The organism is Campylobacter sp. RM15925 (assembly GCF_012978775.1).
Classification (GTDB): domain Bacteria; phylum Campylobacterota; class Campylobacteria; order Campylobacterales; family Campylobacteraceae; genus Campylobacter_A; species Campylobacter_A canis.
On record NZ_LIWP01000001.1, the window covers coordinates 95862 to 109711 of the forward strand.

General features: G+C 40.3%; 16 protein-coding genes. 6 read left to right on the plus strand and 10 right to left on the minus strand.

From position 1 onward, the window contains the following. Positions 1 to 4: 4 nt before the first annotated feature. The 7 genes from CDOM15925_RS00510 to CDOM15925_RS00540 form a co-directional block, all read right to left on the minus strand. The gene (locus CDOM15925_RS00510) at positions 5 to 946 is read right to left on the minus strand and encodes an ABC transporter permease (RefSeq protein ID WP_169940012.1); all 942 of its coding nucleotides are present in this window, start codon (positions 944 to 946) and stop codon (positions 5 to 7) included. After that, the gene (locus CDOM15925_RS00515) at positions 939 to 1685 is read right to left on the minus strand and encodes an ATP-binding cassette domain-containing protein (RefSeq protein ID WP_169940014.1); all 747 of its coding nucleotides are present in this window, start codon (positions 1683 to 1685) and stop codon (positions 939 to 941) included. Before CDOM15925_RS00515 ends, CDOM15925_RS00510 begins: the two co-directional genes overlap by 8 nt. Next, positions 1672 to 2631, minus strand: a complete 960-nt coding sequence (locus tag CDOM15925_RS00520; protein ID WP_169940016.1) for a sugar ABC transporter substrate-binding protein — start codon at positions 2629 to 2631, stop codon at positions 1672 to 1674. Before CDOM15925_RS00520 ends, CDOM15925_RS00515 begins: the two co-directional genes overlap by 14 nt. Positions 2632 to 2651: 20 nt before the next feature. Next, positions 2652 to 3764, minus strand: a complete 1113-nt coding sequence (locus CDOM15925_RS00525; protein ID WP_169940018.1) for a double-cubane-cluster-containing anaerobic reductase — start codon at positions 3762 to 3764, stop codon at positions 2652 to 2654. Continuing rightward, complete coding sequence (locus CDOM15925_RS00530; RefSeq protein ID WP_169940020.1) at positions 3761 to 4522, minus strand: acyl-CoA dehydratase activase; 762 nt, start codon at positions 4520 to 4522, stop codon at positions 3761 to 3763. The genes CDOM15925_RS00525 and CDOM15925_RS00530 overlap by 4 nt, the downstream gene beginning before the upstream one ends. Before the next feature lie 131 nt (positions 4523 to 4653). Continuing rightward, positions 4654 to 5739 (minus strand): threonine synthase, encoded by a 1086-nt coding sequence (locus CDOM15925_RS00535; protein WP_169940022.1) that lies wholly within the window; start codon positions 5737 to 5739, stop codon positions 4654 to 4656. Between the two features lie 31 nt (positions 5740 to 5770). After that, positions 5771 to 6148: a RidA family protein gene (locus CDOM15925_RS00540; protein WP_169940024.1), complete on the minus strand. Its 378-nt coding sequence runs from the start codon at positions 6146 to 6148 to the stop codon at positions 5771 to 5773. Between the two features lie 152 nt (positions 6149 to 6300). On the opposite strand from CDOM15925_RS00540, the gene CDOM15925_RS00545 reads away from it, so the two are divergent. Continuing rightward, a complete protein-coding gene (locus CDOM15925_RS00545) occupies positions 6301 to 8685 on the plus strand; it encodes a heavy metal translocating P-type ATPase (protein ID WP_169940026.1) in 2385 nt (794 codons plus the stop codon). 11 nt (positions 8686 to 8696) lie between these two features. Then, positions 8697 to 8918: a cbb3-type cytochrome oxidase assembly protein CcoS gene (gene ccoS / locus CDOM15925_RS00550; protein ID WP_169940028.1), complete on the plus strand. Its 222-nt coding sequence runs from the start codon at positions 8697 to 8699 to the stop codon at positions 8916 to 8918. A gap of 4 nt (positions 8919 to 8922) precedes the next feature. Here the strand turns inward: ccoS and CDOM15925_RS00555 are convergent, their stop codons facing one another. The 3 genes from CDOM15925_RS00555 to CDOM15925_RS00565 all read right to left on the minus strand — a co-directional run bounded on the left by CDOM15925_RS00555 (position 8923) and on the right by CDOM15925_RS00565 (position 10173). Then, a complete protein-coding gene (locus CDOM15925_RS00555; RefSeq protein WP_169940030.1) occupies positions 8923 to 9225 on the minus strand; it encodes a c-type cytochrome in 303 nt (100 codons plus the stop codon). A 206-nt stretch (positions 9226 to 9431) separates the two neighbouring features. Then, positions 9432 to 9743 carry a c-type cytochrome gene (locus CDOM15925_RS00560; protein WP_169940032.1) on the minus strand — a complete coding sequence of 104 codons (312 nt, stop codon included), beginning with the start codon at positions 9741 to 9743 and terminating at the stop codon, positions 9432 to 9434. A 121-nt stretch (positions 9744 to 9864) separates the two neighbouring features. Then, positions 9865 to 10173, minus strand: a complete 309-nt coding sequence (locus tag CDOM15925_RS00565; protein ID WP_169940034.1) for a c-type cytochrome — start codon at positions 10171 to 10173, stop codon at positions 9865 to 9867. A gap of 120 nt (positions 10174 to 10293) precedes the next feature. Between CDOM15925_RS00565 and gmhB the strand changes: the two genes are divergently transcribed. The 4 genes from gmhB to gmhA are packed head-to-tail and all read left to right on the plus strand — an operon-like array spanning position 10294 to position 13747. Further along, positions 10294 to 10809 (plus strand): D-glycero-beta-D-manno-heptose 1,7-bisphosphate 7-phosphatase, encoded by a 516-nt coding sequence (gmhB, locus tag CDOM15925_RS00570; RefSeq protein WP_169940036.1) that lies wholly within the window; start codon positions 10294 to 10296, stop codon positions 10807 to 10809. Then, positions 10806 to 11795: an ADP-glyceromanno-heptose 6-epimerase gene (gene rfaD, locus CDOM15925_RS00575; RefSeq protein WP_169940038.1), complete on the plus strand. Its 990-nt coding sequence runs from the start codon at positions 10806 to 10808 to the stop codon at positions 11793 to 11795. The genes gmhB and rfaD overlap by 4 nt, the downstream gene beginning before the upstream one ends. Further along, entirely contained in the window at positions 11788 to 13194 is a 1407-nt protein-coding gene (rfaE1, locus tag CDOM15925_RS00580; RefSeq protein WP_169940040.1) for a D-glycero-beta-D-manno-heptose-7-phosphate kinase, read from the plus strand. Before rfaD ends, rfaE1 begins: the two co-directional genes overlap by 8 nt. Next, complete coding sequence (gene gmhA / locus CDOM15925_RS00585) at positions 13181 to 13747, plus strand: D-sedoheptulose 7-phosphate isomerase (protein ID WP_169940042.1); 567 nt, start codon at positions 13181 to 13183, stop codon at positions 13745 to 13747. Before rfaE1 ends, gmhA begins: the two co-directional genes overlap by 14 nt. The last annotated feature ends 103 nt before the right edge of the window (positions 13748 to 13850 follow it).

The following is a 13850-nucleotide window of genomic DNA, read 5'->3' on the forward strand; positions in this document are numbered from 1 at the left end:
TTGATTAGAGGCTGCGCGCTTTGGAATTTTTATCAAATTTAGCGTATATCACGACAGATACGATTATGATAGCTCCGTAAATCACTCGCGTATAAAATGCGTCAAAGCCCATGGCTACGATACCGCTTTCCATTATGCCGATGATTATGCTGCCTATGAGCGTTCCATATACGCTTCCGCTTCCTCCGCTTACGCCCGTACCGCCGATAAAGATCGCCGCAAATACAAGCAGCATGTATCCGTCTCCTTGCGTTGGCCACCAGTTGATAAACTCAAGACTCAAGATAATGCTTGCAAGTGCGCTCATCACCCCCATATTGATAAAAAGCAAGTATTTGCTCCTAGCAACGTTTATGCTTAGCATTTTGGCTGCTTTTGCGTTATCGCCTGAAAACAAGATATTGTCTCCGAATTTGTGTTTAAAGATCATGATGTAAGTTAGTATCGCCAAAACGGTCGCGATGATTGATTGAGCGGGTATTCCTGCAAGTCTGCCTACAAAAAATTCCTTTAAAAAGCCTTCGGTACTTGCTAAAGATAGCGAAAGTCCTCCGCTTAGCACCACCGCAAGCCCTCGCCAGAAAAACTGTGTGCCGATAGTTGCGATAATGGAAGGTATTTTTGCGTTTATAACCAAAAGTGCGTTAAAAGCTCCGCTAAGTGCACCAAAGCTAAGGCTTGCAAGCGTAGCGAAGGCTAAATTTCCGCTTGCTTTAAAAACGTAAGAAAAGACAAATCCACTCATCGCCATAGTCGCAGGAAAGCTCATGTCAAACTCGCCTGAGATGATAAGAGGAAGCAGGCCAAGGCAGAGTATGAGTATGATAGGCACTGAGGTTAGGTAGCTAAAATAGATGTTTTTGGCTAAAAACACCTCAGGCGAAAAGGCCGCAAACACTCCTAAAATCACAAAAAGTATCGCGGTGATGACTAAATTTTTACTCATAAAATACCTTGTAGAGTGAATTTAGATCCGAAATTTCGCTTTTATTTAGTTCTTGCTCTATTACTCCGCTTCTCAAAAGCACGAATTTATCCGCGATATGAAAGGCTTGATTTAGGTTGTGAGTGATGATTATGATGCTTAAATTTTGCTCTTTGAGCTTATCTAAAAAGCCCATAAATCGCTCGGTCTCATTTACTCCAAGCGCTGTTGTAGGCTCGTCTAAAATTAAAATTTGTGATTTAAAATAGATCGCCCTAGCTATGGCAAGTCCTTGCTTTTCGCCTCCGCTTAAGTTGCTTGCAAGGCTTGTAGCGTCGATTCCTGCTCCGCTAAAGCCCATGAATTCTTTTAAAATTTGATTTGAAATTTCTATCTCTTTTTTCTTATCGATGAGCCCAAATTTCGTGATATGACGAGTAGCGAATATGTTTCGATAAATCTCTTGAGAAAGCCCGAGCGAGCTATCTTGAAAGACTACTTCCATGCCTAAATTTCTAGCTTGTAGCAGGTCAAATTCTCCCCTCTTTATAGGAGTATCAAGCACGCTAAAGCTATCAAATTTATCAAACCTATCATAACCGCAAAGGCACTTGATAAGAGTTGATTTACCCGCTCCGTTATCGCCTAAAAGAGCGATTGTCTCGCCCTTTTTTAGGTTAAAATTTATGCCTTTTAAAATTTTGGTATTTCCAAAACTTTTAAAAGCGTTTTTAAGCTCTATCGCGTTATCTGATGCCATTTTTTACTAAAGGCTCGATAAGAGCGATGTTTTTAGCTGTGATGAAGCCTCCGCCAGTATCTACTTTAAATCCTGAAAATCCGTATTTTTTGCTCATTACGATTTGCACGACGCTAAAATACCCTTGAAAAAACGGCTGAGCGTCGGCGACTAGGTCGATTGAGCCGTCTTTAATCCCTGCAATCGTGGCAGGAGAGAGCGAAAATCCTGCGATATTTAGCTTTTCTTTATCCAAATTTAGGCTTTTCATGAATTGCGGTGATTGCGCCGTTAGCGCGCCGTGATCAAGCACTACAAGCTTGGTATCGGGATGCTTTGCCATGTAAGCGCCAAATACGCTAAGTCCTAAGCTCGGGTCTTTGTTTATCTCAGGTGAAATTTCGATGTATTCTACCTTTAAACCTTTTTCTTTAAACACCTCAAGCATAGCCTTTGCTCTAAGACCCCTTACAGGCATGCTAAGTAGTCCCCATACCATCACCTTTTCGCCGCTTTTCATATCAAATTTTTGCACAGCTTCTTGCGCCATAGCCTTGCCGCTTTCGTAGTTGTTGCTTCCCGTATAACCAAATCCGCTTGACTTAAAGGCTTCTAGGCTTTTTGGAAGCTCGGTATCTATGCTTGTTACGTTTATGCCTTTTTCTATCGCATTTTTGATAAGCGGCTGATATAGCTCGTCTCCCGGATGTCCCATCACTATGATGCCGTCAGGCGATGTTGCAACGGCGTTTTTGAAATTTTCTACCATCTTGTTTGGATCCCACTCGGAATACACCACCTTAAGATCGATATTTAGGTCTTTTGCCGCCATTTTTGCGCCGTTTGAGATAACGCTTGAGAAGTTGTCGCCGATACTTCCCGCTTCAAAATAAACTTTAAGCTTATCGCTTGCCGTAACCGAGCCCGCAAGCAGTAAGCAACTTAGTAAAATGCTCTTAAATTTCATATTTTCTCCTTAAATTTTGTTTATAAAAGCTCTATAAAAGCCTCTAGTCTTGTACGTATTTGTCCGCTGTCTTGCCTTGAATAATCAGTCTCTAAACTCATATAATTCGCACCCGCCTCCTTACTAGCTTCTCTTATTTTATTCGTCTCTATAGCGTATGTATGACATCCGCTTAAAACTATATCTATGACGCCGTCTGCGCTGTATTCTTTTATAAATTCCTTGATGATTTGCGCTCTTTTGTCGTTTTTATACATAACCGAACATGGAATTTCAAGATATCTTTTAGCGATATTTTCTATCAAATTTCCTTTTTCTTCGACCAAATTTCGGTAATTTTTCGTTCCGACGCAGTTTTCAAAAGCGACCACGTCAGCGCCTAAATTTTCTATCTGTTTTATTATTTTTTCATACACTCCGCCGCTTGGACAGCCGGTTATGATTATACGCTTTTTATCTGAAATTTTAGCTTCTAAATTTTGTTTAGTTGCCTCTATGAAGGCTTTTAGAGTTTTTATCTTCTCTTTTTTGTCGTAAATAAATTCGCTTGCAAATAGTATCTCGTGAAGTTCGCTACCTTTAATAGGGCTTGGGATGGCCTTGTTTAGCTCCATCAGCTCACACATCAACTCGCGCTCCTCGTTCTGGATTTTTACCGCTTCAAGGAGATTTTCTTGGGTTATCTTAGCTTTAAATTTCTCTTGTAAAAATTCCTTAAAGCTTATTAGCTCGTCCTTCCAAAGAGCCAGCGAGCGCTTATTTGTCATATTTGGAAGCTCTAAAACATACACCGGCTTGTGGTTTGCAAGCAGCTCATACATCTTCTTTTTGCCGTCGCAAGTAGTCTCTCCTACGATGATATCGCTTGCGTTCATATAAGGGCATTTTTTGCTAACTGCATATCCGTAGCTTGCCTTTATAAGCGGACAGAGATTTCTTGGAAGCTCTTTATGCGCGATATTTATAGGGCTTTCGTCATTTGCACAAAGACTGACGGCAACTCCGCCTGCGGCGTATATTAGCTCTTTTGGCGAATATGTACAAAACGTGCCTACTATAGGCTTGCCCTCAGCTTTTAAATTTTGCAGTTCAAAGGAGTTGCGTTTTTTAAGTTTGTCAAAATCCATTCTCATGATTTTTCCTTTTTAAGTCCGATCAGGCTAGCTCCCATCGCTCCGCAAAATATGGCATTTTCATCGGTAAAAACTTCTCTTTGTAAGTGATTTGCGAGCAAATTTTTAAAAAGACTTACCCTGCTAAGTCCGCCGCTTAAAAAGTAAATTTCACTCTCTAGCCTTTTGGTTAAGGAGGCTACCTTTTGAGCGGACGAATCGATGATACCGTAAGCGATCTGCGTTTTATCTACGCCGTTTGCCATTAGCGAGATTATTTCTGATTCGGCAAATACGGTGCAAGTGGAGCTTAGTTTGATATTTAAATTTTTCTTTGCAGTGGCGTAAAGCTCGTTTATATCAAGCCCGAGACGATTTGCCATAACTTCTATGAATTTGCCCGTTCCTGCGGAGCATTTATCATTCATTATAAAGTCTTCGGGCTTATTTGCTACGATTTTGATAGCCTTTGTGTCTTGCCCGCCTACGTCGATTACCGTGCAGTCTTTGGGAAATAAAAAATTCGCTCCCAATGCGTGACATAAAATTTCAGTCGTGGTAAAATTTGCGTATTTAACGCTTACTCTGCCGTATCCGGTTGCGGTTATAAAGCTTGGGAAGTAGTTTTTCTCTTTTAAAATTTCATAAATTTCATCCGCTATTTTTACTCCGCTAAATCCTGTAGGGCGCAAAAACAACTCTGTGAATTTTTGATGGTTTTTATTAAAAACAGCCACTTTTGTAGATGTCGAGCCGATATCTATACCGATGAGATACATTGTGCGCCTTGCGTTTGTGTTTCTAACCTTAGAACTTGCAAAATTGTAACAAAGTAATGATGTTTTGTCAAACGATAAATTTAGGATATGAGTGCATATCCTAAATTTTAAATTTGCTTAATCAATCAAAATTAGTGTTCGCTTTTAACCCCTGCGCCGCAAAGCGAGATGATGCTATCTCCTATGATCTCGTGAGTTTTTACATACTCTTCATACGCGGCATATATCGCAGCCGTAGTATGCTCTACGTAAAATCCGTTTCGCGCCAAGCTCTTTCTAACAGGCAAAATCGCACTTTCGGGTATCGTTATCACTTCGCGCTCGCCTGCGTATTTGCTTGTTAAAATTTCACGCCCTCTCATCGGCTTTCCTATGGCTATGCCTTCAGCTTCGGTCGGCTTTACGACGATATCAAGCGGCTTATCTTTAGCGCCAAAAAACGGAGCGCAATTTTCGCTTTGTACGATAAAAATTTTAGGCAGCTTTTTTATAAGCCCCGCTTCAAAAAGCTCAGTAAGCGCAAGCTCGCAGCCGATTAGCAGCGTTCCGTTGCCAACAGGCAAGAAGAAGTTATCAGGCACACTTCCTAGCTGCTCGTAAATTTCATACACGTAAGTCTTGGTGCCTTGATAAAAGATCGGATTATAGACGTGATTTGCGTAATAAATGCCTTCATCTCGAGCTTTTTTACGGCACGCATCGGCCGTTTCGTCGCGAGTTCCGTCAAACACCGTTGCCGTAGCGCCAAAAGCTTTTATCATGTTTATCTTTTTTTCAGACGTGCCTTTAGGGACGTAAATTTCACACTCAATCCCTGCTCTAGCGCAATAGGCAGCAACCGAATTTCCGGCATTTCCGCTACTGTCTTGAAGGACTTTTTTAACTCCGATACTCTTACAAAGCCAGATAAGAAGTGCCGCTCCGCGATCTTTAAACGAAAGCGTAGGCATCGCATAATCCAGCTTAAAGTAAAGCTTATCATCGAATTTAACGCATGCCGTCATGCCCTCGCCAAGCGTGATCTGCTTCCAAATTTCATTTTGAAGCGGCATAAATTTACGGTAGCGAAATAGGCTAAATTCGCTCTTATCCACAAGATCAAGCGAGAATTTGGGCGGAGTAAATTTAAGCTCATAAAGCCCACCGCACTTGCACTCAAAGTTTAAATTTTCAAGCGAAGCCTCGCTACCGCAACTTGTGCATTTGAAATTTGCCATTTTTATTCCTTATGAATTTGATATTTTAAGCCTAAATCATCGCTACTTGAGCTTCTATCTCAACCAAGCAGTCAAAATGAAGTGCCGAGGTAGGCACGACTACGCGCGCAGGTTTATGCTCGCCAAAAAACTTCGCATACTCATCGTCTATATCGTCCCAAAACGCTATATCGGGCGTATAAACTCTGCACATTATCACGTTTTCTTTTTTGGCTCTGGCTTCGGTTAAAACCGCTTGCAAATTTGCGAGCGCCTGCCTAGCATGCTCTCTAGCACCGCCTTTTGGTAGCTGCATGGTTGCCGTGTCGATGCTAAGCTGACCTGAGACGTAAAGTATGCCGCCATGCTCGATAGCCGGGGTGTAGTGAGCCTTTCTGTTTTTTGAATTTTGAGTCTCTATCTTTTTCAAATTTGCTCCTTTGATGAAAATTATCAAAATTTACAACCTTTTTTATAAATTCTATGTAAAATTTGGCTTGATATACAAATTTGATTTAACCTTAAAATCAAAACATTAGCTGTATAATTTACAAATCTAAATTTGAAAGAAAAATGTAACTCATGAGTAAAACCAAGTGCGCGCATTGTCATCAGAGCTTTGAAGATAGCGTTATGATCGAATCCGGCGGCAATAAATTTTGTTGTAACGGCTGTAAAAGCGTATTTGAAATTCTTTCTTCCAGCGGACTGAGTGAGTTTTACGATCGTCTTGGTAAAAATGTCTTAAGTCCCGTTAAGTCTAGTGCTCAAAAAGATGAAAATTTAGAATTGGCTTATCAAAATTATGTAAAAAACGAGAATGGATTTAGCAAAATTTCACTCGTGATTGACGGCATTCACTGCGCAGCTTGTATCTGGCTAAACGAAAAAGTTTTATTTAACGCCAAAGGAATTTTAGAAGCTAATATAAATTCGTTAAATAATAAAGCCACTATCGTTTGGGACGAGAGTGAGACGAATTTGTCCGAAATTTTAAGGCTTATAAGATCTATCGGATATGACGCTTACGCTTACGATCCAAGCCGCGAAGAGGAGTATATAACCAATAAAAGGCGAGAATTTTACGCAAAGCTTTTGGTGGGGATTTTTGCCACTATGAACATAATGTGGTTAAGTGTTGCAAAATACGGCGGTTATTTTACGGGCATAAGAGATGACGTAAAGGCCGTTTTAAGCTTTGCGGAGTTTGTTTTGGCTACTCCGGTGCTTTTTTATACGGGAAGCGGGTTTTTTAAAGGTGCACTTGCAGCGATTAAAAACAGAAGACAAAATATGGATTTGCTTATCGTCTCGGGAGCGCTTTTAGCTTATGTGTTTTCGATATATGCGATGTTTTCAAGGAGCGGCGAGGTTTATTTTGATTCGGTTGCGATGATAATTACTTTCGTATTTATCGGCAAGTACCTAGAAGTCTTAAGCAAAAAGCGAGCAGGAGATACTCTTGATAGCCTAAATTCGATGGTGTCAAGCAAGGTTAGTGTAAAGACGGAGGGCAAAACCTTGCTTAAAGATGTAAGCGAAGTGCAAATAGGCGATATAATCGTGCTTAGAGCGGGCGAGCGCGCACTTATAGACGGTGTGGTAACTAGCGGCTCTGCCAGTTTTGATTATTCAAGTCTTACGGGCGAAAGCTCGGCGGTTTTTAAAGAAAAAAACGATCCTTTAAACAGCGGTTCCATATGTCTTGACGGGCTTATCGAGTATGAGGCAAGCGCTAAATTTAGCGACTCGACTCTTAGCAAGATTATTCATCTGCTTGAAAAGGCGATAACCAAAAAGCCTCACATAGAAAAGCTTGCTAATGAAATTTCAAGCAAATTTTCAAGCGTTATTATGGTTTTAAGTGCGATTACGTTTTGTTTTTGGCTTTGGCATACGGGCTCTTTTGAAGCGGCCTTGATCGTAGGAATTTCAGTCGTTGTCATTGCTTGTCCTTGTGCACTTGGACTTGCAACTCCCGTTAGTACGCTTGTGGGGCTTGGAGTTGGGTTTAAAAAGGGCGTGATATTTAAAGAGGCTAAGGTGCTTGAAAGCCTCGCAAAATGCGACATGATAGTGTTTGATAAAACAGGAACCATAACCACCGGCAAGATGGCGGTAGATAAATTTGAGAGTTTTAACCCGTATGATATAAATTTGCTCTACTCTCTTGCAAAAAGCTCCTCTCATCCTGTAAGCGTAGCCGTTAGCGAGTATTTAAAGGCGGAATTTGACGCTCTTAAAATTTATGATTTACAAAATTTTAAAAACATCGAGGCAAAAGGCGTTAGCGCTAAATTTAACGGAAGTGAAATTTATGCGGGCAGCGAACGATTTATGCTGGAGCTTGGGATAAATTTGGCTAAAGAGAGCAGGGGGACTAATTATTATTTTGCCATTGATGGTCAAATAGCGGCGAAATTTGAACTAAGCGATAATATAAGAAGCGGCGCAAAGGAGTGCTTTGATGCCTTAAGGCAGGCTAAATTTATGATCGTAATGCTAACGGGCGATAATGAATTTGCGGCTCAAAAAGTGGCTAATGAGCTTGGTATAAAGGAGTTTAAGGCAAACTGCTTGCCTGTTGATAAAGCTAAGTTCATAGAGAATTTAACCCAAGGCGGAAAAAAGGTCGTGATGGTCGGAGACGGGATAAACGACGCGCTTGCGCTAAGTTACGCTAATGTAGCTATCTGCCTTGGAAGCGGGGCTGATGTGAGCTTGCAAAGAAGCGATGCGGTGCTTATGAAGGACGATTTAAATTTGCTAAAAGATGCTATTTGGCTTGCCAAGAGAACCTTTAGGGCGATAAATCAAAATTTGGCTTTTTCGCTTGTTTATAACGCGCTAACCATCCCGCTTGCTATGGCAGGGTATGTTTCGCCAGTGGTTGCAGCGGTTTCAATGTCGTTAAGCTCGGTCGTGGTGGTGCTAAATTCAATGCGTATTAGGCAAAATTCGCGGTAGATGAGGATAAAATGGATATAAGTATAATAGCTTTGATGATAGGCGTTTCGACTCTGCTTGGAGCTTTTGGACTATTTGCTTTGCTTTGGGGGCTTAAGACTAGGCAGTTTGAGGACTATCGTAAATTTTTAGACGGAACGAAATATGACGGCGAAGATGCGCTAAATGACGCTTATAAAATGGAGTTAAAACAAAAAGAGGCGACCAAAAAAGGTTATAGGCCGCCTGATTGATGGATTATTTTAAAGTTTCTATGAAGTCGTTAACCGCTTTTAGATCATCCGCGCTTAAGCTTCTAACCTGAGTTTTCATAACAGCGCCCATACCGTAAGTATTGTTTGTGCCTTCTTTATAGCCTTCAAGAGCTTTTAAACGATCCTCTTTAGATACCGAAACAAGTGGCGGAACTTTGTTCGCATACTTTTTTTCGGCAGATTGACCATGACAGGCTACGCATTTTTTATAAATTTCCGCACCGTCAGCTGCGTATAGAGATGAGCCTAGTAAGCAGGCAGCCGCCAAAATATATACTTTTTTCATTTTGTATCCTTATTTGATAAAAATCGGAGCTTATTATATTCTTAATTTTCTTAAAGTAAGTTGTAAAAAGAAACTAAAATGTTATATGAAATTTGTATTTAAAATTTTATAAATTTATATGTAAATAAGTGTTTTATTTTTGATCCCGCAGGAAGCATTAAAAGCCGAATTTACATGGCTTTTAATGATTATGTAATGATTTAAATTTATTTTGAATCTTTCAAAGACTCTATAAAATCATTTACAGCAATCAGCTCTTCTATGCTTAGGTGTTTCACCTGATCGCTCATCGCACTACCCATTCCGTATTTGCTTTGAGTGCCGTATTTGTAGCCTTCAAGAGCTTTTAAGCGTCTTTCTCTAGAAATTTTTATAATTGGCGAGGCTTTGTAGTGGTATTTTAAATCGCCTTTTTCTCCGTGACACCCGGCGCATTGTTTATAAATTTCAGCTCCGTCTGCAGCGTATAAAGAAGAGCTAAGCGTTAAAATTACGGCAAAAGCAGATGATTTTTTCATTAAAAATGTCCTTATTTTAAATTTTAAGAGCTTATTATAGTTTGATTTTGTAAATCTAAAAATGAAAAAGAAATGAAAATGTAATTATAAAAAGAGAAAAAGGCGGAAAATCCGCCTATAATTATTTTTTTAGAGTTGTTATATACTCTGAAACAGCTTCCATATCAGCTTCGCTCATTGGAGCTACGATAGGCTTCATCATAGCTGCTGAGTTAAATTTGTTTAACGTGCCTGCTTTGTAAGCTTTAAGAGCTTCTACCATCTCTTCTTTTGAAAGAGTTGTAAGAACAGGAACCTTATTTAGGAAAGATTTCTCAGCTTTAGGGCCGTGACAGGCAACACATTTTTTGTAAAGCGTAGCGCCGTCGGCAGCAAAGAGGCTTGAAGCAAGAAGCGCTGCAGCACCTGAAACGATAAGTAATTTTTTCATTTTATCCCCTTTAGTAAAATATCGGGCGCATTATAATATAAAAAGATTAACGTTAGGATATATTTTGTAAATATTTACCGCTCTTCTTAAATTTTAGCAATTTTAAGTATAATTTAACTCATGAATGATTGCAAAATCCAAAAAGCCATATTTTTAGATCGCGACGGCGTTATAAACGAGGATTTCGGCTATGTTTACGAGATTGAAAATTTTATCTTTAAGGATGGAATTTTTAAAGCGGTTCAAGGCTTCATAAGTAAAGGCTTTATAGTTGTTGTCGTTACAAATCAATCCGGAATCGGCAGAGGGTATTATACCCTTGAGCAGTTTAGCAAGCTTAGCGAATTTATGCTTGGCGAGTTTCAAAAAAACGGTATTAAGATAGCTAAAATTTGCTTTTGTCCTCATGCTCCGGAGGTTAATTGCGAGTGCAGAAAGCCAAAGCCAAAGATGATAATTGACGCAGCCGGCGAGCTTAATATCGATCTATCAAAATCTATCATGATAGGCGATAAACATAGCGATGTAAAGGCCGGAGAAAGTGCGGGAGTGGGACTAAATTTCTTGCTTGACGGGAAGAAATTTAAAAGCGTAGAAGATGTTTTTGAAAGTTTAAAAGAGGAAAATTTGATATGAAATTACAGGATAAAAAGATAGTTATAACAGGCGGAGCCGGGTTTATAGGCTCAGCGCTTGCGCATCATTTTGATGAAAATTATCCAAGTTGTAAGGTGCTTGTTGTGGATAAATTTAGAAGCGATGAGAAATTTAGCAACGGAAATTTAAAAAGTTTTGGGCATTTTAAAAATTTGCTCGGCTTTAAGGGTGAAATTTATGAAGGCGATATCAACTGCGCTAAAACCCTTGCGATGATAGAGGAGTTTAAGCCCGACATAATCTATCATGAAGCCGCAATCTCAGATACTACCGTAACAGAGCAGGGCGAGCTAATGCGAACAAATTTAAACAGCTTTAAGGATTTGCTTGAAATTTGTCTTAAAACGGGCGCTAAGATGATATACGCAAGCTCTGGGGCGACTTACGGAAATGCAAAAAGCCCTCAAAAAGTAGGAGAGTGCGAATCGCCAAACAACGTATATGGATTTAGCAAGCTAAAGATGGATCATCTTGGACAAAAATACGCAAAAAAAGGCGTTAGCGTCGTTGGACTTAGGTATTTTAACGTCTATGGCAAAGGTGAGTTTTTTAAGGATAAGACAGCTTCTATGGTGCTGCAATTTGGACTTCAAATTTTAAGCGGCAAAGCGCCTAGGCTATTTGAAGGAAGCGATAATATAAAAAGAGATTTTGTCTATATCAAAGACATCATAAACGCAAATTTGTTAGCTATCAATGCGCCAAGCGGGGTTTATAACGCAGCTACCGGTAAGGCTAGAAGCTTTCAAGATATTGCCGATATCTTGCAGCGCGAGCTTGGCGTAAATTTAGGCAATGAATATATAAAAAATCCTTACGTAAATTCATATCAGTTTCACACACAGGCCGATATTGAGCCTACTAGAGCCGCTCTTAATTATGAGCCGCAGTGGAGCCTTGAAGAGGGTATAAAAGACTATATCTCTGAGATAAAGAGAATTTTTAAGGAAGAGATAAATGCGTGAGGTTCGAGTTTTAGTCGTTGGCGATCTGATGCTTGATCACTATATCTGGGGTAGTTGCGATAGAATTTCGCCTGAAGCGCCGGTGCAAGTAGTAAAGATCAAAGATGAGAGCAAGAGACTTGGCGGAGCCGGAAACGTAGTGCTAAATTTGCTCTCCTTGGGCGCTAAAGTGGGAGTAATAAGTGCTGTAGGAAACGATGAGGTAGGCAAAGAGATAGTTGAGATTATTAAAAATTTTGGCGCAAAGGATGAGTTTATAAAATTAGAAAACGGGCGTACAAGCTCGATAAAAAGCCGTGTAATGGCTACTCATCAGCAAGTAGTTAGAATCGATAAAGAAAGCATAGAGGAAATATCTTGCCAAGATGAGCTTGTGAGTGCATTTAAGGCGGTAGTGGCCGATTATGATGTCGTTTTGCTGTCTGATTACTGCAAAGGCGTGCTTACTAAAAATATTTGCAAGCAGCTTATAAACGAATCAAATTTGCAAAATAAGCCCGTTTTAATCGATCCAAAAGGCAAAGACTACTCAAAATACTATGGCGCAACGCTTCTAACTCCGAATAAAAAAGAGGCTAGCGAGGCGGTTGGCTTTAGCATAAATAGCGACGAGGATCTTGCAAATGCCTTAAAAAAGCTAAAGAGCGAGCTAAATTTAACTCATTCGCTTATAACGATTTCAGAAGAGGGGATCGCGCTTTTGCAGGATGATAAGGCTCTTAAATTTCCGGCATTGGCAAAAGAGGTTTTTGACGTAACAGGTGCGGGAGATACCGTTTTAGCAACGCTTGGATATATGCTTGGGCTTAAAGAAAGCATTGATAAGGCTATACAAACTGCAAATTTAGCCGCTGCGGTCGTGGTGGCTAAGGTAGGCTCGGCGACGGCTAGCTTTGAAGAGATCAATGAACTTGTTAAAAACAGCTCCTCTTTAGGTTTTGAAAATAAGATAAAAACCGCCGACGAGGTTTGCGAACTGCTTAAAAACAGAGGCGATAAAAGGCTTGTTTTTACAAACGGCTGCTTTGATATCTTGCATGCAGGGCATGTAAAATATCTTGCTAAAGCAAGGGAATTTGGCGATGTTTTGGTTTTGGGCTTAAATTCCGATCGTTCCGTGCGCGAGCTAAAAGGCAAAGATCGTCCCGTAAATACTGAATTTGACCGAGCCGCAGTGCTTGCGGCACTTGGCGCGGTGGATTATGTGGTGATCTTTGATGAGCCTACTCCTATAAATTTAATTTCCATGCTAAGACCAGATGTTTTGGTTAAGGGTGCCGATTACAAAGGTAAAGAGGTCGTGGGAAGCGATATAGTAAGCGAAGTAAGGCTGGTTGAGTTTGTGCAAGGCAAAAGCACTACAAGTATAATAAACAGGATACAAAATGCAGATAAATGAGATGATAAAAAAAGAGCTTGAAGAGCATAAAAAGACTGCAGAAGCGATCTTTGGGCTTCAAGATGAGATAAAAAAAGCGTGCGAAATGGCTGCTAGCACGCTTAAAAACGGGGGTAAAATTTTACTTTGCGGAAACGGCGGAAGTGCAGGCGACGCTCAGCATATAGCAGCCGAGCTTAGCGGCAGATATAAAAAGGAGCGCGCAGGACTTGCAGGTATTGCGCTAACTACTGATACTTCGGCTTTAACCGCGATAGGAAACGACTACGGATACGAGTTTGTTTTCTCGCGCCAGCTTGAAGCTATCGGACGAAGCGGAGATCTGCTCATAGCGATATCAACTAGCGGTAATAGCCCAAATGTCATAAAGGCCTTAAAAACCGCTAACGATATGGGTGTGCGAACCCTTGGGCTTAGCGGTAAAGACGGCGGTGCGATGAATGGGTTATGCGAGTTAAATTTGATCATGCCTTCAAGCGATACGCCTAGAATTCAAGAGATGCATATTCTCATAGGGCATACTATTTGCCAAGCTATAGATGATGCTTTTTGATTTTTAATACTTGATTTTGAGCTAAATTACTTTATTTTAGCTCAAATCCTTGCATCGGTTCGGCTTGCAAGGAATTACAAAAGAACTCAAAGATTTGATGATT

Coding starts and splice junctions, on each gene's coding strand:
- CDOM15925_RS00520 (WP_169940016.1), bottom strand. CDS start 2,631: ATGAAATTTAAGAGCATTTTACTAAGTTGCTTACTGCTTGCGGGCTCG.
- ccoS (WP_169940028.1), top strand. CDS start 8,697: ATGGATATAAGTATAATAGCTTTGATGATAGGCGTTTCGACTCTGCTT.
- gmhA (WP_169940042.1), top strand. CDS start 13,181: ATGCAGATAAATGAGATGATAAAAAAAGAGCTTGAAGAGCATAAAAAG.
- CDOM15925_RS00535 (WP_169940022.1), bottom strand. CDS start 5,739: ATGGCAAATTTCAAATGCACAAGTTGCGGTAGCGAGGCTTCGCTTGAA.
- CDOM15925_RS00565 (WP_169940034.1), bottom strand. CDS start 10,173: ATGAAAAAATTACTTATCGTTTCAGGTGCTGCAGCGCTTCTTGCTTCA.
- CDOM15925_RS00560 (WP_169940032.1), bottom strand. CDS start 9,743: ATGAAAAAATCATCTGCTTTTGCCGTAATTTTAACGCTTAGCTCTTCT.
- CDOM15925_RS00515 (WP_169940014.1), bottom strand. CDS start 1,685: ATGGCATCAGATAACGCGATAGAGCTTAAAAACGCTTTTAAAAGTTTT.
- CDOM15925_RS00545 (WP_169940026.1), top strand. CDS start 6,301: ATGAGTAAAACCAAGTGCGCGCATTGTCATCAGAGCTTTGAAGATAGC.
- CDOM15925_RS00555 (WP_169940030.1), bottom strand. CDS start 9,225: ATGAAAAAAGTATATATTTTGGCGGCTGCCTGCTTACTAGGCTCATCT.
- CDOM15925_RS00530 (WP_169940020.1), bottom strand. CDS start 4,522: ATGTATCTCATCGGTATAGATATCGGCTCGACATCTACAAAAGTGGCT.
- CDOM15925_RS00510 (WP_169940012.1), bottom strand. CDS start 946: ATGAGTAAAAATTTAGTCATCACCGCGATACTTTTTGTGATTTTAGGA.
- rfaE1 (WP_169940040.1), top strand. CDS start 11,788: ATGCGTGAGGTTCGAGTTTTAGTCGTTGGCGATCTGATGCTTGATCAC.
- rfaD (WP_169940038.1), top strand. CDS start 10,806: ATGAAATTACAGGATAAAAAGATAGTTATAACAGGCGGAGCCGGGTTT.
- gmhB (WP_169940036.1), top strand. CDS start 10,294: ATGAATGATTGCAAAATCCAAAAAGCCATATTTTTAGATCGCGACGGC.
- CDOM15925_RS00525 (WP_169940018.1), bottom strand. CDS start 3,764: ATGAGAATGGATTTTGACAAACTTAAAAAACGCAACTCCTTTGAACTG.